Annotated in this window: 18 protein-coding genes; 14 read left to right on the forward strand and 4 right to left on the reverse strand. The window is 55.2% G+C overall.

Going from position 1 to position 19,165, the window contains the following annotated elements; genetic code table 11:
* The 5 genes from AM379_RS10635 (at nucleotide 1) to AM379_RS10655 (ending at nucleotide 6,385) form a co-directional block, all read left to right on the forward strand.
* Nucleotides 1-1,434: a glycoside hydrolase family 32 protein gene (locus AM379_RS10635; RefSeq protein WP_106503688.1), complete on the forward strand. Its 1,434-nt coding sequence runs from the start codon at nucleotides 1-3 to the stop codon at nucleotides 1,432-1,434.
* Between the two features lie 92 nt (nucleotides 1,435-1,526).
* Entirely contained in the window at nucleotides 1,527-2,792 is a 1,266-nt protein-coding gene (locus AM379_RS10640; protein WP_106503689.1) for an OmpG porin family protein, read from the forward strand.
* A 14-nt stretch (nucleotides 2,793-2,806) separates the two neighbouring features.
* Nucleotides 2,807-4,300, forward strand: coding sequence for a glycoside hydrolase family 32 protein (locus tag AM379_RS10645; protein WP_106503690.1), 1,494 nt, complete (start codon nucleotides 2,807-2,809; stop codon nucleotides 4,298-4,300).
* A 12-nt stretch (nucleotides 4,301-4,312) separates the two neighbouring features.
* Entirely contained in the window at nucleotides 4,313-5,326 is a 1,014-nt protein-coding gene (locus AM379_RS10650; RefSeq protein ID WP_063925699.1) for an OmpG porin family protein, read from the forward strand.
* 108 nt (nucleotides 5,327-5,434) lie between these two features.
* Entirely contained in the window at nucleotides 5,435-6,385 is a 951-nt protein-coding gene (locus AM379_RS10655; RefSeq protein ID WP_106503691.1) for an aminoimidazole riboside kinase, read from the forward strand.
* Between the two features lie 209 nt (nucleotides 6,386-6,594).
* Here the strand turns inward: AM379_RS10655 and trpS are convergent, their stop codons facing one another.
* Nucleotides 6,595-7,596, reverse strand: coding sequence for a tryptophan--tRNA ligase (gene trpS / locus AM379_RS10660; protein WP_106503692.1), 1,002 nt, complete (start codon nucleotides 7,594-7,596; stop codon nucleotides 6,595-6,597).
* 199 nt (nucleotides 7,597-7,795) lie between these two features.
* Between trpS and AM379_RS10665 the strand changes: the two genes are divergently transcribed.
* Complete coding sequence (locus AM379_RS10665) at nucleotides 7,796-8,221, forward strand: fosfomycin resistance glutathione transferase FosA2 (protein WP_025205684.1); 426 nt, start codon at nucleotides 7,796-7,798, stop codon at nucleotides 8,219-8,221.
* Here the strand turns inward: AM379_RS10665 and AM379_RS10670 are convergent.
* Nucleotides 8,207-9,214 carry a LacI family DNA-binding transcriptional regulator gene (locus AM379_RS10670; RefSeq protein ID WP_014168446.1) on the reverse strand — a complete coding sequence of 336 codons (1,008 nt, stop codon included), beginning with the start codon at nucleotides 9,212-9,214 and terminating at the stop codon, nucleotides 8,207-8,209. The genes AM379_RS10665 and AM379_RS10670 overlap by 15 nt on opposite strands.
* Nucleotides 9,215-9,399: 185 nt before the next feature.
* Here AM379_RS10670 and AM379_RS10675 point away from each other — a divergent pair, with 185 nt between their 5' ends.
* Together AM379_RS10675 and AM379_RS10680 are read left to right on the forward strand one after the other, a co-directional pair.
* A complete protein-coding gene (locus AM379_RS10675; protein WP_106503693.1) occupies nucleotides 9,400-10,488 on the forward strand; it encodes a cellulase family glycosylhydrolase in 1,089 nt (362 codons plus the stop codon).
* A gap of 45 nt (nucleotides 10,489-10,533) precedes the next feature.
* A complete protein-coding gene (locus tag AM379_RS10680; RefSeq protein WP_020885339.1) occupies nucleotides 10,534-11,928 on the forward strand; it encodes an MFS transporter in 1,395 nt (464 codons plus the stop codon).
* Nucleotides 11,929-11,961: 33 nt separating this feature from the next.
* On the opposite strand, the gene AM379_RS10685 is transcribed toward AM379_RS10680, so the two are convergent.
* A complete protein-coding gene (locus AM379_RS10685; RefSeq protein WP_020885338.1) occupies nucleotides 11,962-12,348 on the reverse strand; it encodes a VOC family protein in 387 nt (128 codons plus the stop codon).
* 93 nt (nucleotides 12,349-12,441) lie between these two features.
* On the opposite strand from AM379_RS10685, the gene AM379_RS10690 reads away from it, so the two are divergent.
* The 3 genes from AM379_RS10690 to AM379_RS10700 all read left to right on the forward strand — a co-directional run bounded on the left by AM379_RS10690 (nucleotide 12,442) and on the right by AM379_RS10700 (nucleotide 15,115).
* The gene (locus tag AM379_RS10690) at nucleotides 12,442-13,212 is read left to right on the forward strand and encodes a DeoR/GlpR family DNA-binding transcription regulator (RefSeq protein WP_032679555.1); all 771 of its coding nucleotides are present in this window, start codon (nucleotides 12,442-12,444) and stop codon (nucleotides 13,210-13,212) included.
* A gap of 63 nt (nucleotides 13,213-13,275) precedes the next feature.
* Nucleotides 13,276-13,878: an ATP-dependent Clp protease proteolytic subunit gene (locus tag AM379_RS10695; protein WP_014168451.1), complete on the forward strand. Its 603-nt coding sequence runs from the start codon at nucleotides 13,276-13,278 to the stop codon at nucleotides 13,876-13,878.
* A 115-nt stretch (nucleotides 13,879-13,993) separates the two neighbouring features.
* Nucleotides 13,994-15,115 (forward strand): ribosomal protein uL16 3-hydroxylase, encoded by a 1,122-nt coding sequence (locus AM379_RS10700; protein WP_032679556.1) that lies wholly within the window; start codon nucleotides 13,994-13,996, stop codon nucleotides 15,113-15,115.
* 38 nt (nucleotides 15,116-15,153) lie between these two features.
* On the opposite strand, the gene AM379_RS10705 is transcribed toward AM379_RS10700, so the two are convergent.
* A complete protein-coding gene (locus AM379_RS10705) occupies nucleotides 15,154-15,348 on the reverse strand; it encodes a DUF2767 family protein (RefSeq protein WP_020885335.1) in 195 nt (64 codons plus the stop codon).
* Between the two features lie 229 nt (nucleotides 15,349-15,577).
* Between AM379_RS10705 and AM379_RS10710 the strand changes: the two genes are divergently transcribed.
* From AM379_RS10710 to foxA, 3 genes are all read left to right on the forward strand, one after another.
* Nucleotides 15,578-15,811, forward strand: a complete 234-nt coding sequence (locus AM379_RS10710) for a DUF2171 domain-containing protein (RefSeq protein WP_020885334.1) — start codon at nucleotides 15,578-15,580, stop codon at nucleotides 15,809-15,811.
* Between the two features lie 138 nt (nucleotides 15,812-15,949).
* Nucleotides 15,950-16,903 carry a helix-turn-helix transcriptional regulator gene (locus AM379_RS10715; RefSeq protein WP_032679557.1) on the forward strand — a complete coding sequence of 318 codons (954 nt, stop codon included), beginning with the start codon at nucleotides 15,950-15,952 and terminating at the stop codon, nucleotides 16,901-16,903.
* A gap of 121 nt (nucleotides 16,904-17,024) precedes the next feature.
* Nucleotides 17,025-19,133 carry a ferrioxamine B receptor FoxA gene (gene foxA / locus AM379_RS10720; RefSeq protein WP_106503694.1) on the forward strand — a complete coding sequence of 703 codons (2,109 nt, stop codon included), beginning with the start codon at nucleotides 17,025-17,027 and terminating at the stop codon, nucleotides 19,131-19,133.
* Nucleotides 19,134-19,165 lie beyond the last annotated feature (32 nt).

Here is a 19,165-nt window from a genome sequence, read left to right on the forward strand (position 1 = left end):
ATGACATCCTTATTAGAACAGGCTGAACAGGTGCTTGAAAAAGCACAATCCGGGATTAATCCGCGCTGGTATCCGCGCTATCACCTCGCCCCTCGCGCAGGCTGGATGAATGATCCTAATGGCCTGGTATGGTTTGACGGCTGGTATCACGCCTTTTATCAACATCATCCCTACTCCCCGAAATGGGGTCCGATGCACTGGGGGCACGCCCGAAGCAAAGATCTGGTGCATTGGGAACATCTGCCCGTCGCGCTAGCACCAGAAGGCCCGGCGGACAAAGACGGCTGTTTCTCCGGCTCCGCCGTGGTAGACGGCGATACGCTGGCGCTCATCTACACCGGACATAAATTTCACGGCCCGTCGGACACAGACGCCAACCTCTACCAGGTGCAGTGTCTGGCGACCAGTCGTGACGGCATCCATTTTGAACGGCACGACAGGGTGATTGATACACCGCCCGGACTGCATCACTTTCGCGATCCGAAGGTGTGGCGCGAAGGTGAGTTCTGGTACATGGTTGTCGGCTCCCGCGTGGAAAATACCGGCCAGGTGCGCCTGTACCGTTCCACCGATCTCCGCGAATGGCATGACGAAGGTATTTTCGCCGAGGCTGATGAAGGCAAGGGCTTTATGTGGGAATGCCCGGATTTCTTCACCCTGGGAGAGAAGCGTGTCCTGATGTTCTCGCCGCAGGGCATGGCGGCGGAAGGGTATCACTATCGCAACCTGTTCCAGAGTGGCTATTTACTTGGGGACTGGCAGCCAGGTCAACCGTTCACCCACAGCGGACAATTTACTGAGCTGGACCACGGCCACGACTTTTATGCCCCGCAGAGTTTCGTGACCCCGGATGGCCGACGCATTGTCATCGGGTGGCTGGATATGTGGGAATCACCGATGCCTGAACAGCAGGATGGCTGGGCCGGAATGCTCTCGCTTCCGCGCGAATTAAGCCTTGTCGATGGCCGGGTGAGAATGAAACCGGCTGCCGAAGTGACCGCGCTGCGTGGCAGCTATTATCCCACGCCCGTCCGCTGCCTGAACAATCAGAATGTCTTTGTCGCGGCAGATGCCGATGCGGTCGAAGTACAGCTGGCATGGGATTTGAGCGCATCGACGGCTGAACAGTTTGGTATCGCGTTGGGCGACGGGCTGAGAATTTACGTCGACGATCAGGCCGGGCGTCTGGTGGTGGAGCGCCGCTATCCGGAATATTCGCTGGAAGGCACGCGCAGTATTCCGCTACCAGCGGACAGCGTTCTGTCACTGCGAATTTTTATTGACCGCTCATCGGTGGAAGTTTTTGTTAACGATGGTGACGCTTGCTTAAGCAGTCGTATTTATCCGCAGCCGGGCGAGCGCGATATTTCATTGTTTGCAAATCAGGGTGTGGCCTCATTATACGATGCGGGATACTGGTCTTTAGATAAATAATTCTCCGTTCCGACCTGTTTCTTGCAGGGTGAGTTTTTATTTCTGCCAGTCTCTGGCTGGCATGTTATTGTCTGGAATAATGAGAGAGCAAAATGGATGAAAGCGTAATACCTCAAAATTGCATTACCGCGAAAGATAAAAACATATTTGTTCCAGGAAAACAGACGCTGGCATTAATGGTGACATTAGCGGCATTTCCTGCCATTGCTGAAGACGTTACAGGAAACTATCAAAGCTATTTTCAGGATGAATCAGACACCAACGGTACGAGTGTATCATCAGCTAATAAAGGCAATGAACAATCGTCCCTTAGTGCTTCGTCTTCTCCGGTTGCTGCAGGTCAAAAACCTGAACACACGACCTCGTCAAAGCCCGTGACGTTATCGGCGCAAACGGAGAATAAAAAAGCGGAAGTGAAAAAGCGTCCTGAAGGGGATAACCCCGAAGACGTCAGTTTGTTGCGTTTAAGGCAGGAAGATCCGCCGGTTCACTGGAACAGTATCGGTCGTAATATGGAAGTGGGTGGCCTGCATGGAAACATCGGGTCTCAGATAGAAATTGACGATGTTCGCTGGAGCAATAATAAGAAAAACAGCGGCAAGTTTAAGCTCGCCACCATTCAGGCTTTTTTAAGGCACGATGAATTGCCTAACTGGTATTTCGGTTTCTGGAATGCCAGAGAAGACAGTTATAAAGGACAGTTCAGTAATCAGGACTATCAAGGCACCAATACCATCAATGAATTTTTTGTGGGCCATATTTTCGAAACCTGGCGAGGTAATATCGGTACGGAAGTTATGGTCGGATCCGAAACGGCAACGAAACGCTGGAAAAACCGGTTCAAGGTCTGGCAGGACCTGCGACTGTCCAACAAATGGAGCCTGGCCGGATACGCGTATGGCGAATATCAGCCTCTGGGTAACGAACCGGGGAATGGCGATCTGGAGCAGTACATTTTCGAAATTGAGCCAGCCATTCAATACCGCGTGAATCCGGATCTCGGACTCTATTTGCGACCTTATTATTACCATAATCGCCAGGAGCGTCAGAGCTGGGGCGATATTGTCGAAGAAGAATGGAAAGTCACGGCCGGACTCTGGCGAAACTGGTATCCATTATTAACCTCCCTGTATGTTGGATTTGGCCAGGATAAAATAGATAACGCCAGCAATGCCAGCGAAGTTTTCTATGACGGTCGGTATAAGTTTATCGGTGGCACGCTGAGTTATCCGGTATTTGGTGAAGTGCGATTATACGGTGAATTCAAAGCACAATTTACGAAAGAAACCGGGCTTTGGACATCGACCGGTCACTCATGGAATCCGTTTACCGTGGTTGGCGTGAATTATAACTTCTGACATTCAGGTGTAGCATGAAAAAATTAATAGTCGCGGCATCTGTCGCGCTGCTTGCGCTTTCGCTCGGCAATAATCCTGCCTGGTCGCAGCCTTCGAAAGAAACATTACAGAATAAAAGTATCACCCATATTAATGGCTTTTTCCCGCGGGTTGACGGTTCATTTGTGGGCGACCCTATGCCCGTGTTTAACGATGGCAAATTTGATATTTATTATCTTAATGATGTCCGCGGCGGCAGCGATCTGGGGGTACATGCTTTTCATCTCTTGTCGAGTGCCAACTTGTATGATTATCAGAACCATTCCGAAGTGATCCCCTACGTTAACGATGTTGACGATCCTGAACTGTTATTGGGAACCGGTTCGATTATTAAAGTCGGCGATACCTGGCATGCCTGGTACACCGCACACAATGAAAATGTGTTCCCGGTTGAGTCTATTATGCACGCGACCAGTAAGGACCGCCTTCACTGGGTGAAACACCCGCAGGACACCATTTTACCCGGCGGTAACTATCGGGGTAATGATTTCCGGGACCCTCACGTCGTTTGGGTTGAGGAAAAGAAAGAATACTGGATGTTAATTACTACCCGCAGTAACGGTCGTGGGGTTATTGCCCGGTACAGTTCAACGGATTTAACGCACTGGGAAGATCGCGGCGTATTTTTTGATAACGACACCATCACCAGCAATGCCAACCTCGAATGCCCGACACTGGTTTACTTCAACGGACGCTGGTATCTCAGCTTTAGCGACCAATGGCCGTTACGCCTGACACAATACCGGGTTGCGGATAATCCTGAGGGGCCGTGGCGGAAACTGGGCAATTATGTGGTCGACGGCTCGGGTTTTTACGCGGGTAAACTGGTACTCAAAAACGATCGGCTGTTTGTTTTCGGCTGGATCCCGACGAAAGCCGGTAACCGTGACAGCGGCAACATTGACTGGGCAGGGAATCTGGTTGCTCATGAGCTCACCGCAGATGATCAGGGCCAGCTCAACAGCATCCTGCCCCAGGAGCTTCAGAAGGTCATCAGTGAGAATCCTGGTCCGGTGACCACCTTAACGAGCACTAAAATGCTTAAAACGGCCGCGTCGTTCGGCCCCTTACAGTCGGCGCTGTACCCGGCCTTGCCTGAACGCGGTGAGTTGAGCGCAACCATCGATGTTCCTTCTGCCGGAATGGTGATGAGCTTTGGTCTGACTGACGACAGAGTCAGTGATGCGATGCTGAACGTTGTATTCAATAAGAGCAAAGGAAAAGTCTATTTTTTCAACGCGCCGCTCGCGTCGATTCATCAGGCTAACGCGGAATCTTGGGTGGATGTTCCGATCGGGGAAAAAATTGAGTTACGCGTTCTCATTCAAAACTCAATTGCTGTCTTTTATATAAACAATAAAGCGGCATTCAGTACCCGGATGTATTCCATGCAGGAGAAGCCGTGGAGTATTAGCCTGCCTCAAAACGACCATTTTCACGCAACGTTGAAAATAAAAGAAATGATTTAACGGGATATTATTATGAAAAACTATCATGCCCTGTCTGTTATTTTTGCTCTTCTGTTTCCCGCGCTGGCGAATGCGAGCATGAGCATCATGAAGGACCCCTCGGGAAAGGTTGTTGCCGTGGACCCGTGGTCCTATCTGGATGAAGAGGTTATGTGGACCTCAGCCCGCTCCTCCAATCCTGCCGGTGGCCGCGTTCATGGCCAACTGAAGATGAAATATGCCATTGAGGACAATAACTGGCGTAACAGCCATTTCCACAACGGGAATGATTCACTGACGTTTGTACAAGGCGTGATGCGACACGATGCGTTACCCGGTTGGTATCTGGCTTTCTCTGAGGGCAGAACCACCCACTATAACGGGACGTGGGAGGATCAGTCTTACCTCAGCCAAAACCAGTGGACTCAGTTGATCATCGGCCATGAATATTTTTACAAACGTCTGCGCTATGGCTGGGATGTCATGGGTGGAAGCGCCTCAATCGAGGACCGCTGGCAAGGCCGCGTTAAGTTCTTTACCGATCTTCGGGTTACGGACAATTTCTCATTCTTTAACTATTTGTATCAGCAGATCGATCACCGCCGCAGCGGTGGATCGCAAAATGACCGCGACGTGCGTTCATTTCAGATTGAGCCTGGCGTGCAATATATTATTAATAACACCACCGGCGTCTGGTTCCGCCAGCAATTTGCCTCTGCCATTTTAGACAGGGCGCAGTGGGGCGATATTGACGAAAAAAGCTGGACCACGTCTGTCGGCGTCTGGCGCAACTGGGGGAAATTATCCACAACGCTCAGCGGTGGGTATGGCCATTATAAGAAATACAATGCGCAGCCTGAAGATGGCGAAGTCTTCCAGAATACCCGCAACCGCTTTCTGAAGGTATCGGCAAATTATCCTTTGACCTCTCGTTTTACCGTGTCCGGAGAAGTTACTGGCTCGTTGATAAAACAGGACGGAAGCTGGGTGACCCACGGTGAGGCTATTACCACCGAATATAAGCTGATGCTGGATTATAACTTTTAACCCGTATGCCTGGATAATCCATGGCACCTGTTCACGCTTAAGCACTATTAAAAAAGTGACCTTCCCGCAGGTCACATTTAAAAAGTTAATTATCATTGAGGAAATGTCATGAATATCTGGACTCTTGGCGATGCAGTGGTGGATCTTCTACCGCTTTCAGACATGCAATATCAGGCCTGCGCAGGAGGAGCCCCGTTCAATGTGGCAATTGGCGCTGCGCGTTTGGGCTGCCAGAGTGGTTTTATTGGCCGGGTCGGTGATGATGACTTTGGTTATTTTCTGAAGAAAACGCTGTCTGACGCAGGCGTTTCAACCGAAAGTCTGCAGTGGGATAATCAGCACAGAACCAGCACGGTATTGGTCTCTCTGGGCCGCGCTGGCGAGCGTGGATTTACCTTTTTAACCAACCCTTCCGCGGATCAATTTTTAACACCCGATGCGCTGCCCGGTTTTAGCGACGATATTCTGCACTTCTGCTCTCTGGCCCTGGTCGCCGAAACGTGTCGTCATACGCTCGTCACTGCCATTAACCATGTAAAACAGCGTGGGGGATTACTGAGTTTCGACGTGAATTTACGGGAGCAAATGTGGCCCGATAAGCATGAAATGCTCGAGACGGTGCGCCATTTTGCCGCCCATGCCGACATTCTTAAACTCTCGGAAGAAGAGTGGCACTGGATGACCGGCTCTCACGATTTTTCCCATGCGCTTAACGCCCTCAACGCTCTGCCCGCGCAACTCAAAGTCGTGACCTACGGTGAGCAAGGTGCCATGGTGCTGTGGCGCGACAGCGTTATTCATTTCGACGGTTATACCGTCAACAGTGTTGATACAACCGGGGCTGGCGACGCGTTTGTCGCAGGGTTGCTGGCCTGGATTGCACATCGCGGGATGCCGCAGAATGTTGAACAACTCCACCAGTCCATTGCTCAGGCCAGCGCCTGCGGTGCCCTCGCGACAACGCGCAAAGGGGCGCTGACCGCGCTACCTGATACCAACGCACTTAATAACTTTATCACTCGATTCTCGCTACCGGATTACGAGGTGAAAAAGGGCTAAACAGGATGAGAACATGTTTTGTTCTCATCCTGGATATCAGCGCCGTCCAGACCATTGAGCAGGGCGGCTAGCCGCATCGGTAGAGATATCCCCTGACGCTATCCCTCCAGACTTACTACCGCCGCCACTGCTGCGAGAGTGCGGTGGTTCTGGTTGTGAAGGCCACAGATGCGGCGCCGACTGAGGAGAAGACGACTGTAATCGCGAGTTCAAAACACCGGCACCCCCAGCCCAACCTTCACCTCCCTCAGCGTCCCCTGCGTCACCCCCTGCGCCCGTTCGGTCCCGCGCTTCAGCATCGCCATCAGCTCCCCTTTATCCTGCATGTACATCGCCCTCCGTTCCCGCATCGGTGCAATCAGCTCCTGCAGGCACGCCTCCAGCTCGTTCTTGCATGCCCGGTCACCCAGTCCGCCCGCCTGATAATGCGCCTTCATCGCTGCCACTTTGGCTTTGTCCGGATGAAACGCGTCGAGGTATGTAAACACCACGTTTCCCTCAATCTGCCCCGGGTCGCTCACCTTCAGGTGGTTCGGATCGGTGTACATGGCGCTGACCGCACGGTGAATCGTCTCTTCACTGGCAGAAAGGTGCAGGGTGTTGCCCAGTGATTTCGACATCTTGGCGCTGCCGTCGATGCCGGGCAGGCGGCCGGTGTCGCTGAGCATCGCTTTGCAGTGGCACAGCACCGGGGCAGGCAACAGGCTATTCATCTTGTGCACAATCTCATTGGTCTGTTCAATCATCGGCAGCTGGTCGTCGCCGACGGGGACGCACTCGGCTTTGAACGCAGTGATGTCCGCCGCCTGGCTGATGGGGTAGGCCATAAAACCGACCGGCAGCGAGCGGGCAAAGCCTTTCTGCGCAATCTCATTTTTCACCGTCGGGTTACGCTCGACGCGGGCGACGGTGACGATGTTCATATACAACATTGTCAGCTCGGCGAGAGCGGGCAGGGCGGACTGCAGGCAGAGTGTCGTCAGGTTCGGGTCGATGCCGGCGGCGAGGTAGTCGGCGAGCACTTCAGGGATGTTGTCGCGGATTTTTTGCGGGTTGCTGCCGTTGTCGGTCAGCCCCTGCAGGTCGGCAATCAAGACATACTGGTTATGCGTCTGCTGTAGCGCCACGCGCTGGCGCAGCGAACCGACGAAATGACCCAGGTGCAGCGGGCCGGTTGGGCGGTCGCCGGTGAGGATGGTTTGAACGTTCATAAAGACTCCTTAATGTGCAATTGCCGAAAGGGGTCTTAGAAATGTGAAAGCCGCCTTTCGGCGGCTATCTGAAAATGGGGAAAACTACTCCGTGCCGCCTTTAAGAAGGCAGCCACCAGCGGTTTACGGTGAGCACGGCGTGGTTTATGTTCATGAAGTTACCGTACCACGTCTGGCGCAAAAAACAAAAGGGCACGTCATGCTGCAATCACTCAACCATCTGACCCTCGCGGTCAGCGACCTGCAAAAAAGCGTTACCTTCTGGCACGAGTTGCTGGGGCTGACGCTGCACGCCCGCTGGAATACCGGGGCCTATCTTACCTGCGGCGATCTGTGGGTCTGCCTGTCCTATGACGAGGCGCGCGGTTACGTGCCGCCGCAGGAGAGCGACTATACCCATTACGCGTTTACCGTTGCGGCGGAAGATTTTGAGCCATTCTCGCACAAGCTGGAGCAGGCGGGCGTTACCGTCTGGAAGCAAAACAAAAGCGAGGGGGCATCGTTCTATTTTCTCGACCCGGACGGGCACAAGCTGGAACTGCACGTGGGCAGCCTCGCCGCGCGGCTGGCGGCGTGCCGGGAGAAACCCTATGCCGGAATGGTCTTCACCTCAGACGAGGCTTGATGTCCGTACCTTCAGCCTGCCCGCCAGCGTCACGTGGGTGGCGGCATCTTCCTGATTGCACAGGTACTCCACCGCCAGCCGTCCCAGTTCGCTGTAGGGGAGCTGGATACTGGTCAGCGGTGGGGTGAGTTGCTCGGAGATCTTCTGGTCGTCATAGCCCGCCAGCAGCATATCCTGCGGGATGCGCACGCCGTTTACCGCCAGCGCCTGATAGCAGCCGATCGCCAGCCAGTCGCTGGCGCAGAAGATGGCGTCCGGGCGTTCGTCCAGCGCCAGCAGAGAGGTGGTGGCGGTAAAGGATTCGCTGAACTGCCAGTTGGTCTGGCGCACCAGACTCTCGTCACAGGCTAAACCGGCCTGCTGTAAGGCGGCCTGATAGCCGGCCAGCCGCTGGCGGGAGGCCTCCATCCAGCTCTCGCCGGTGATGTGAGCGATACGCGTTGCACCGCAGGCGATCAGGTGTTTAGTCACCTGGAAGGCGTTGGCGTAGTCGTCCGGGATAAACGACGGCAGCAGCGGCGAGCCGGGGTCGCGCTGATTGAGCAGCACCAGTGGAATGCGGGTGCAGTCCTGAAAAGCGGTCATGTCGACAAGCGTGGTAACGGGGGAGGCGAGGATAATCCCCACGCAGTTGCGCTTCTCCAGCTGGCGGATAATGTTCAGCGCCAGCTCTACGTCATCACCGTAGTCGTACACCGTCAGCAGCGCTTCGTTGCGCCATGCGGCTTCCCGCGCCTGACTGATGGCATCGATAAAGGGATCAAAGCTTTGCAGGGAACTTACCAGCAGGGCGATTTCCTCCTGGTTGCGCGGGGCGTGAATGGCAGGCAGGCGGTCATAACCGAGCTCGGTCGCCACGCCGATCACCCGCTGGCGGGTCTCGTCGCTGAGCTTGATGTTACGGGACTGGTTGAGAACCAGCGATACCGTCGCCTGCGACACCCCCGCCGCCCGCGCAATATCGTTCATCGTGACTTTTGTTTTTCGCTTCATCCGTCCTCTCCCTCTCGCGACACCGCATCATACCCTAACTGTTCGCTTACGCGCCGTCGATCACGTTTCTTATTCGCGCCTGCATGAACTTTGTGAAGGCTGTCGCTTTTCGGAGCGTCATGAATTGCGCATTTATCCTGCAGCTAATATTTATTAGCTAAATATTATCAGTAAGAGGACGCGTAATGAAAGAGCAGTGGAGCAGGGAGCAGGCACAGGCGTGGTATCAGCAAAAAGGTTGGCTGTGTGGGTTTAACTATTTACCGTCGACGGCGGTGAACTGGACCGATATCTGGCAGGAAGAGACCTTCGATGCCGATACCATCGATCGTGAACTGGGCTGGGCGGCGGAGGCGGGCTACAACACCCTGCGCATCAACCTGCCGTTTATTGTCTGGGAACACGACCGCGACGGCCTGATGGCGCGCATCGACGCGTTTCTGGCGATGGCCGACAGCCACGGGTTCAGCACCATGCTGACCCTGATGGACGACTGCGGTTTCTCCGGCGATGAACCGTATCTGGGGCCGCAAAAGCCGCCGGTGCCGGGCAAGCACAACAGCCAGGCGGCAGCGAGCCCGGGGCGCGATAAAGTCTGCAATCCCGACTGCTGGCCGCAGATTGAGCGCTATATCCGCGACGTTATCCGCCAGTTCCGCGACGATGAGCGCGTGCTGCTGTGGGATCTGTATAACGAGCCGGGCAACCGCGGCATTTTTGCGACCGGTACGCAGGAGGTGCAGTACGACGCGAAGCTGGAGGCCTGCGCGCATGAGCTGATGAAGCTGGCGTTCCGGTGGGTGCGTGAAGAGGATCCTACTCAGCCGCTCACCGTCTGCGCGTGGCGTCTGCCGGCGGAAGAGGAGGACGAGACGTTTTATCAGCATCCGCTGGATCAAAGCGCGCTGGCGCTATCCGACGTGGTGAGCTTCCACGCTTACACCAACACCGGACGTATGACCGCGATTATCCAGCAGCTGCAGGCGCTTGGGCGGCCAATCTTCTGCACCGAATGGCTGGCCCGCCACGTGGGCAGCACCCTCGAGGAGCAGCTTCCGCTGATGTACACGGCGAAGGTCGCGCCGTATCAGTGGGGGCTAGTGCGCGGTAAAACCCAGACGTGGCTGCCGTGGCCGGTGGTGATGAAGGAGTCTACGGATTACTGCCGCCTCTGGTTCCACGACGTCTTTGAGGAGAACGGTATCCCGTTCTCGCGCAGAGAAATGGCCTTAATGAAGAAGCTCCGTAAGATCGCCCCGAAAGCGCAGGGCTAATAATATCGACCCGGCGGCCTGCCGCCGGGCAACCAGGTACGCACTATGGCAATGACAATGAAAATACCGTCTCGCGAGTTGTGGTCTTATTTTGGTTATGGATTAGGTCAGTGTTTTAGCTTTGGTTTAGTGGGTTCGTTTATTAACTATTTTTACACCGACGTGCTGGGGATTTCGGCGCTGGCGGCGAGTACCATCTTCCTGATTGCCCGCGCGTGGGATGCGGTTCACGACCCGCTATTTGCCAGCATAATGGACACCATTAACACCCGGTTCGGCAAGTTTCGCCACTTTTTGCTGATCGCCCCGTTACTCATTACCGGCGTCACGCTGCTGTCGTTCTATAAAATCGAAGCGGACATGACCACCAAAATTCTCTACGCCGGGGTGACGTACATTCTGTGGGGAACGCTGTACGCCATCTCTGATATCCCGTTCTGGTCGATGTCGTCGGTGATGACTAACGACTCCGGGCAGCGCACCCGCGCGGTGACGGCGGCCATGCTGGGGGTTAACGCCGGGATAGCCTGCGCCAATATTTTCTTTCCGAAACTGGCGGCGTTCTTCGCCCAGTACAGCAACGACAAAGGCTATTTTATGGCGGCGCTGGTGATGATGCTGGTCGGCCTGCCGCTGATGCTCAACGGCTTTATGCAGATTAAGGAGCGTGTGCCGCCGAGTCCGGAAAAGGTGACAATACGTGACACCTTCCATAACCTGCGCCAGAACAAGCCGCTGTTTATCGTGCTGCTGTCGTTCTTCTTCTGCGTGTTCCATAACGTGGCCGGCGGCCTCTACATCTACTTCTTTATCAACAATATGGGTGACGGCAGTCTGCAGATGGCGATCGGCGTGATGGGGATTATGGCGGCGGTGGTGTGTCTCGTCGCCCCGATGCTGACGCGCAGGATGCAGAAGCGGAAGCTGTTTATGATCCTCTGCGGGCTGGATGTCGCGGTACGCGTGGTGATGTGGTTTGTGGGCTATCAGCAGACGGCGATGCTGTTTATCCTGCTTGGCCTGAGTACGCTGTTCGTGATGATGTCCAACATTCTCACCTCGTCGATGATTGCCGACACCATCGAGTATGCGGAGTACCACACCCACAAGCGCTGTGCGGCGATCACCTTCTCCGGACAGACCTTTACCGGCAAGATGTCGGTGGCGGTCGGCGGTGGGCTAATCGGCGTGTTTCTGACGATGATCGGCTATGTCCCGCAGGCGCAAACCCAGAGTGACGGCGTGCTGTCGGGGCTGTTCTTTGGTATCTGTCTGCTGCCCGCCATCGGCTCGCTGATCCGGCTTGGGTTTATGTCGCGCTTTACCTTTACCGAGGAGAAGCATGCGGAGATTTGCCGGTTGCTGGCGGAGCGTCAGCACGAGAAAGCGCAGCAACGTGAGGGCGAGGAAAATCTGGCGCGCCCGGCCACGGTGAATTAAACCTTAACGCCTGCATAGCAGGCGTTATGTCTTTTACTCTCCTGTGAGCTCAATCCGGTTGCCGTCCGGGTCCGCAATCACCGCTTCATAAAACCCATCCCCGGTCATGCGGGGGGCGCTGAGCAGGGTGCCGTTTGATTGCGCCTGCGCCGCCATACGGTCCACATCAGCCTGGCTGCCGACGTGAATGGCGATATGCGCCCAGCCAATAAACTCCGGATGAGCCGGGGCGTCGGGCAGGTCCGGCACCGTCATCAGTTCAAGGGTTGGCCCGCCATCCAGGGTAATAAAATGTGACGCAAAGCCCGGGCGATTTTTACTGAGGTAGCGTTCATTACGGCGTCCGCCAAAAACCGTTTCCCAGAACTGTACCTGTGCATCAAGGTGTCGGGTCCAGAGTGCAACATGGGCAATGTTCATTGTTATCCTCGCGGTGAGTGCTGATTGACAGAGCACGCGCAGTGCAACATTATGCGCTTTGATGCTCGGTTTTGTTATTTTAAAGGACTTATAATGCTCGATTATGCTGCTTTTCCGGAGCAACGACAAGCGCTGATCCGTCAGATCCTTCAGGAGAGCGGAAGGGTGGTGTGCACCGAACTGGCGACACAAATGAAGGTCTCCGAGCACACCATTCGCCGTGATTTACATGAGCTTAGCAAAGAGGGCTTCTGTAAAAAGGTCTACGGTGGCGCGGTACTTCAGCTGCCGGATGCGGGGACATTTAGCCGCCGCGAGCAGGAAAACAGTGCACAAAAAGCCACAATCGCGCAGAAAGCGGCAACGCTGATCAAGGCAGGTGGCTGTATCTTTATGGATACGGGCACCACCAATCTGGCGCTGGCGAAAGCCCTTCCTGCCGAACTCAGCGTGACGGTGGTGACCAACTCCCCGGCCATCGCGACCGCGCTGCTGCAACATCCGCTGTGTGAGGTGATCATCACTGGCGGGCAGCTCCAGCGGGCGTCCGGCGCGACGGTGGGTGCCACGGCTGCAAGCCAGCTTGAGGGGATTATCTTTGATCAGGCCTTTATCGGTGGCTGTGCGATGGATCCTGAGATGGGGCTGACCGGCTTTGATTTTGCCGACTGTGCGTTCAAAAAAGCGGTGATCGCCCAGAGCAACCAGACCATCGTGGCGTTGACTGCTGACAAGCTTCCCGGCGTGGCGCGCTTTGTCGTGGCAAAGAGCCGCGACATTGATGTGCTGGTGGTGGACGCGAATATTAAACAGGACGTGATCGACGCGTTTGCGGCGCAGGATGTTCGCATTATGTGCGCCTGAGGACTTTGACCGGTAAAACAGGCTACACTCTGGTTTTGAGCGCTAAATGCTGAGGACATAACAATGCACTACACACTGAAAGAAGGCGATAAGGATAAAGCGGAAGGGTCAAACGGCGCGGGCGCGCTGCAGCAAAAACTGCTCGAGTCCCGCTCGATTGTTATCTCCGGTGAGATCAACCAGGAACTGGCGCAAAAAGTCATTACCCAGCTTATCCTGCTGCAAAGCGTGAGCAACGATCCGATCAAGCTGTACATCAACAGCCAGGGTGGCCACGTGGAAGCGGGTGATACCATCCATGACTTCATCAAGTTCATCCGTCCGGACGTACACATCATCGGTACCGGCTGGGTGGCGAGCGCCGGGATCACCATCTTCCTGGCGGCGAAAAAAGAGCACCGCTACTCTCTGCCCAACACCCGCTTTATGATCCACCAGCCGCTGGGTGGCGTGCGTGGTCAGGCGACGGATATTGAGATTGAAGCGCGCGAGATCATCCGCATGCTGGATCGCGTGAACAAGCTGATCGCTGACGCCACCGGCCAGCCGCTGGAAAAAGTGAAAAAAGACACCGACCGCAACTTCTGGATGTCTCCGGCAGAAGCGCTGGACTACGGCATTGTGGGTAAACTGATTACGCATTATGACGATCTGAAGCTGGATTGATCCCTCAGGGCCGGACGTTTGCGCCGGCCTTCTCCTCTCGTTTGACCCATGACAAGTTCCCCCTTGACCGTCTCCCCTATAATCGCGCCTGTTTACCCTCTCACTGGTGCTACCCATGGCGTATCAACTGAACCTGAACTGGCCGGAATTTCTTGAAAAATACTGGCAGAAACAACCCGTAGTGCTGAAAAATGCCTTCCCCAATTTTGTCGACCCGATTACCCCGGACGAACTGGCAGGGCTGGCGATGGAGCCTGAAGTCGATAGCCGTCTGGTCAGCCATTCCAACGGTAAATGGCAGGCCAGCAATGGTCCGTTTGAGCACTTCGATGGCCTGGGCGAAACCGGCTGGTCGCTGCTGGCGCAGGCGGTGAACCACTGGCACATGCCTGCAGCGGAGCTGGTGCGCCCGTTCCGCGTCTTGCCAGACTGGCGTCTGGATGACCTGATGATCTCCTTCTCTGTCCCTGGCGGCGGCGTGGGCCCGCATATCGATCAGTACGATGTGTTTATCATTCAGGGGATGGGAAGCCGCCGCTGGCGCGTGGGTGACAAGCTGCCAATGCGCCAGTTCTGCCCGCATCCGGCACTGCTGCACGTTGATCCGTTTGAGCCGATCATCGACGAAGATCTGGCCCCGGGCGATATCCTCTACATTCCACCAGGCTTCCCGCACGACGGCTTTACCCACGAAACGGCGCTCAACTACTCCGTCGGTTTCCGCGGGCCGAACGGTCGCGATCTGATCAGCAGCTTTGCCGATTACGCGCTGGAAAACGATCTGGGCGGCGAGCACTACAGCGATCCGGATCTGACCTGCCGCGAACACCCTGGACGCGTGGAACAGTACGAGCTGGATCGTATTCGCCAGATGATGATCGACATGATCAGCAAGCCTGATGATTTCACGAAATGGTTCGGTAGCTTTGTCTCGACGCCGCGCCATGAGCTGGATATTGCCACCGCGGAACCGCCGTACACGGCAGAAGAAGTGCTTGATGCATTGCAGGGTGGCGAAACGCTGTCTCGCCTGAGCGGTCTGCGCGTGTTGAATATCAACGGCAGCGTCTTCATCAACAGCGAACTGCTGGAAACGGTAGATGCGAAGGCTGCGGACGTGCTGTGTCGCTACACGGAACTCGGCCAGGCTGAGCTGGGCGAGGCGCTGAACAATCCGGCGTTTATTGACGAACTGACCGGACTGATTAACCAGGGCTACTGGTTCTTCGACGAGTAACGGCTGGCGGCGTTTAGCCAGGCTAAACGCCGCCTCGTTCAGACCAGCATATTACAGGCTTTCCAGTAATTCAGGAGCCGCTCATCGTCGCGCTCCTTCTCTGCTTTTGTTTTCATCGCCTGCGCCAGATTTTCACGCGACAGCTCGTGGCCTTTTTGCACAATGTCTAAAACCGCTTCACCAAGAGCCAGTGAAATTTCTGTACGATTATTACGAATATTACGAATCGTCATTAATGCCTCCTCGTTGGTTGCGATAATGTAATTATGAAATAAAAAATAAACTGCGAGAATAATTCATCTTATTCTTATTTTTTCATTATGCTTCACTATGCCTCGCGGTAGCCATAATATCCTGTTGTGTCAATGATGTTTCAAAATGCTAATAAGCGCCCGTAAGCCAAATTTATGCGCTACAGTTAATTCCGTGCAACGGCCAAATAACCAAAACGGGAGAATTATTATGGTAGATAAAAACGCAATTATGGATCACGCTCAGGTTGTCGCCAGCTGCGGAACACACGTCGGTGTTGTGGACCATCTGGATGGTGAGCGCATCAAGCTTGCGAAAAGCGATCCGGAATCCGGTGGGAAGCACCACTTTATACCGCTCGGCTGGGTGGACAAAGTGGATGATAATAAAGTTGTCCTGACCAAAAACCATAAAGAGGTTTTTGCTGAATGGCAGCAAGCATAAATATATCTCTTTAACTGAAATATATTTCTTCGCTCCGGCTCAGACCGGAGCGTAATACGTTTTATGCCCAGTGATTGCTGCCACCACCAATGAATGGTACTGTTTCGTTTGTCTTTTCCCCGATGCAGGCACCGTCATATGCTCCAGCGTGAAAATAGATCAGCGAAACGCCTGTTTTTTGTTGAGGATTTTCAGATATTCGGTGAGCGCTACGGCATCGACTACCGGTTCCCGCAGTTAAAAGATGCGCAGGTCAACAACCGCGCCGTGCTGCAGGGGAATGTGGAAGAGATGACGCTTTCATCCGGCATTTCACTGACCCACTCCAACGTTCGCGTTTTACAACCTTACGAAACCACCTCTCGCCATAGCAGCCCACTTTATATGCTGGTGGTGCTGGAAGGGGGCGTCACGATCGTGCTTAATGGCGTTGAATATGTCGTACGATCCGGCATGGCCTTCAGCTCCCGCCTGAGTGAAGAGCAGATAATGTGCGCGCGTCACGATGCCGACAGCACGCTGAAAACGCTCTCGTTTGGTCTATTCCCACACGATGCCAGGCGTGAGGCCCTGCTTGAGTCACTGCTCCAGGAATGGCAAAGCCTGAATGCGCCCACTCTGGTCTGGCACGTTCCTGAGTTTGTCCTTGCGGGGATCCAGCATGCTCAGCAGCAGGGTCTAAGCGCATTATCCCGTCAGCTGTTGCTGGAAGGGCTGATGTATCAGCTTCTGGGCCAGGGTTTGGCGCAGCGCCAGCAATCCTTCCCGTGCCGGCCTGAGCATGCGCGTCTTGAACGCGTGCGCAGCAGGCTGGAACAGTCTCCGGAGCAGGATCATACTCTTGCGCAGCTGGCCGCCCTCGCCGCCATGAGCCCGAGCAGCCTCCGCAGCAAGTTTCGTCAACGCTACGGCTGCACCCTTTTCGATTACCTGCGTGAATGTCGGCTCGCGCTGGCGCGTCGCTATCTGCTTGAAGGCTATAGCGTGCAGCAGGCGGCGTGGATGTGTGGCTATCAGCACGCCACCAATTTCGCTACCGCGTTTCGTCGCCATTACGGTATTGCACCGGGCGACATGTGCAAACGCCGCTAACCTACTTTCTCTCTTCGCGCGAACGCAACCCGTGCGCTTTAGCACCGCGCATACGTATCCTGGCGGCGCGCATAGCTGTTTGCCCTCTCAAAAAGGTAATAATTCTTATTAACAATAAGAAATACCTTTGGAGAGGGTTATGTTTGCTAAATCACGTCTGGCACTGCTGGTGGGATGGGTTACCGGTAGCGTCGCTTTTCCTTTACTGGCGCAGGATGCCCAAAAAACGGACACCGTTGTGGTCACGTCACAGATGCAATCTGCTGCCACCAAGCTTGAAACGCCGGATATAGAGACTCCGCAGTCGGTCTCTATCGTTACCCGCGAGCAGTTTGAAGAGCAGGGCGCGACCAGCGTGCGCCAGGCGGTGAGTTACACGCCGGGGGTTTACAGCAACCAGATTGGCGCGTCAAACCGCTTCGACTACATGGTGCTGCGCGGTTTCTCCGACGGCAGTCTGGATAACGTCTACCTCGACGGCCTGAAGATGATGGGAGACACCAACTCTCACAGCTCGCTGGTGGTGGACCCCTGGTTCCTCGACAATATCGAGGTGGTGCGTGGCCCGGCCTCCGTGCTGTACGGCCGTTCATCGCCGGGCGGTATCGTGGCGCTGACCTCCCGCAAGCCGTCGTTCGATCCGGGCGGGGAGATTAAGCTATTTGCCGGGAACAATAACCAGCGCGGGGCGATGTTCGACGTTACCGGTCCGGTCGATGATAACGACCGCGTGGCGGTGCGCCTCAGCGGGATGGCCCGCTATGCCGATTCCCAGTTTGATCCGCTGAAGGAAGAGCGCTACGCGCTGATGCCGAGCCTGACCTGGCGCATCACTGATAACACGCGTCTGGATCTGATGGCCTATCTGCACCGCGATCCGGAAGGGGGGAGCCACTCCGGCCTGCCTTATGACGGCACCGTGGTGCCGCATAACGGTAAGAAAATCACCAACACCTTCTTTGAAGGTGAGGATGATTACGACAAGTACGATCGTCGGGAAAACATGGTGGGCTACAACATTGAGCATATGTTCGACAGCGGCTGGACGGTGCGCCAGAAGCTGCGCTATCTGCACACCAAAGTGGAGCTGAATCAGGTATATGCCGCGGGCTGGCTGAACGATACCGAGCTCAACCGCGGCTATTCCGGTTCTGACGAGAAGATGAATGCCATCACGCTGGATAACCAGGTCGACGGCAGTTTCGATACCGGGGCAGTTAACCACCGCGTGCTCATCGGCCTGGATTATCAGGACCGAACCAATAACGTGACCGGCTACTACGGCGGTTTCCCGCCCATTGACGCGTTCCACCCGGTTTACGGTGCGAAACCGGATTACATCACCCAGTACAGCAAGGAAAAACATAAGCTGCGCCAGACCGGGTACTACTTGCAGGATCAGATGTCCATTGACCGCTGGCGCCTGACGCTGGGCGGGCGTTATGACCAGGTAAGCGTGTCGAACGTTGATAACGTTAACCATACCCGCAGCGACCTGGATAAGAACAACGTCAGCAGCCGCGCGGCGTTGCTGTATCTGTTTGATAACGGTGTCGCGCCGTACGTCAGCTACTCCACGGCCTTTACGCCGACCAGCTTCGCCGATGAGCAGGGTAACATTCTGGACCCGATGAAAGGCAAGCAGTGGGAAGCGGGCGTGAAGTATGAACCCGAGGGGATGAACAGCCAGTTCAGCGCCTCGGTGTTCCGCATCAACCAGAAGAATATCGCCACCAAAGAGGAGCCGACCGATCCGTACCGTTCCATCGGTGAGATCGAGTCCGAGGGCGTTGAGCTGGAAGCGGTGGGTCAACTGACCGACAGCCTGCGCATGCAGGCGGCGTACACCTATACCGACATTCGCTACAAGAAGAGCAGCCCGGAAGAGGAGGGCAAGCGCGCCGTCTATGCGCCGCGGAATATGGCCAGTGCCTGGCTCAGCTACGACGTGAAAACGGGCCCGCTGGACGGCCTGACCGTCGGCTCCGGCGTTCGTTACGTCAACGGCATTACCAGCGATCGCCAGAACACCCATACGCTGCCGTCGTATACGCTGGTGGATATGGTGGTGGGGTATGACCTGTCGAAGGTGGGGCTCACGGGCATGAGCGCGCAGCTGAACGTCAATAATCTGACCGATAAACGCTATGTGGCGGCGTGTAACTCGCTCTCCTACTGCTATTTCGGCGCGGAACGCAGTATCGTTGGCAGCGTTTCATGGACGTTTTAAGTCAGTGACAGTGCCGGGCGGCGGTGACGCCT

Origin of the sequence: Enterobacter cloacae complex sp. FDA-CDC-AR_0132 (assembly GCF_003010695.1) — a bacterium.
In the GTDB taxonomy this organism is placed as follows: Bacteria; Pseudomonadota; Gammaproteobacteria; order Enterobacterales; family Enterobacteriaceae; genus Enterobacter; species Enterobacter ludwigii.

Coding starts and splice junctions, on each gene's coding strand:
- AM379_RS10635 (WP_106503688.1), top strand. CDS start 1: ATGACATCCTTATTAGAACAGGCTGAACAGGTGCTTGAAAAAGCACAA.
- AM379_RS10640 (WP_106503689.1), top strand. CDS start 1,527: ATGGATGAAAGCGTAATACCTCAAAATTGCATTACCGCGAAAGATAAA.
- AM379_RS10645 (WP_106503690.1), top strand. CDS start 2,807: ATGAAAAAATTAATAGTCGCGGCATCTGTCGCGCTGCTTGCGCTTTCG.
- AM379_RS10650 (WP_063925699.1), top strand. CDS start 4,313: ATGAAAAACTATCATGCCCTGTCTGTTATTTTTGCTCTTCTGTTTCCC.
- AM379_RS10655 (WP_106503691.1), top strand. CDS start 5,435: ATGAATATCTGGACTCTTGGCGATGCAGTGGTGGATCTTCTACCGCTT.
- trpS (WP_106503692.1), bottom strand. CDS start 7,596: ATGAACGTTCAAACCATCCTCACCGGCGACCGCCCAACCGGCCCGCTG.
- AM379_RS10665 (WP_025205684.1), top strand. CDS start 7,796: ATGCTGCAATCACTCAACCATCTGACCCTCGCGGTCAGCGACCTGCAA.
- AM379_RS10670 (WP_014168446.1), bottom strand. CDS start 9,214: ATGAAGCGAAAAACAAAAGTCACGATGAACGATATTGCGCGGGCGGCG.
- AM379_RS10675 (WP_106503693.1), top strand. CDS start 9,400: ATGAAAGAGCAGTGGAGCAGGGAGCAGGCACAGGCGTGGTATCAGCAA.
- AM379_RS10680 (WP_020885339.1), top strand. CDS start 10,534: ATGGCAATGACAATGAAAATACCGTCTCGCGAGTTGTGGTCTTATTTT.
- AM379_RS10685 (WP_020885338.1), bottom strand. CDS start 12,348: ATGAACATTGCCCATGTTGCACTCTGGACCCGACACCTTGATGCACAG.
- AM379_RS10690 (WP_032679555.1), top strand. CDS start 12,442: ATGCTCGATTATGCTGCTTTTCCGGAGCAACGACAAGCGCTGATCCGT.
- AM379_RS10695 (WP_014168451.1), top strand. CDS start 13,276: ATGCACTACACACTGAAAGAAGGCGATAAGGATAAAGCGGAAGGGTCA.
- AM379_RS10700 (WP_032679556.1), top strand. CDS start 13,994: ATGGCGTATCAACTGAACCTGAACTGGCCGGAATTTCTTGAAAAATAC.
- AM379_RS10705 (WP_020885335.1), bottom strand. CDS start 15,348: ATGACGATTCGTAATATTCGTAATAATCGTACAGAAATTTCACTGGCT.
- AM379_RS10710 (WP_020885334.1), top strand. CDS start 15,578: ATGGTAGATAAAAACGCAATTATGGATCACGCTCAGGTTGTCGCCAGC.
- AM379_RS10715 (WP_032679557.1), top strand. CDS start 15,950: ATGCTCCAGCGTGAAAATAGATCAGCGAAACGCCTGTTTTTTGTTGAG.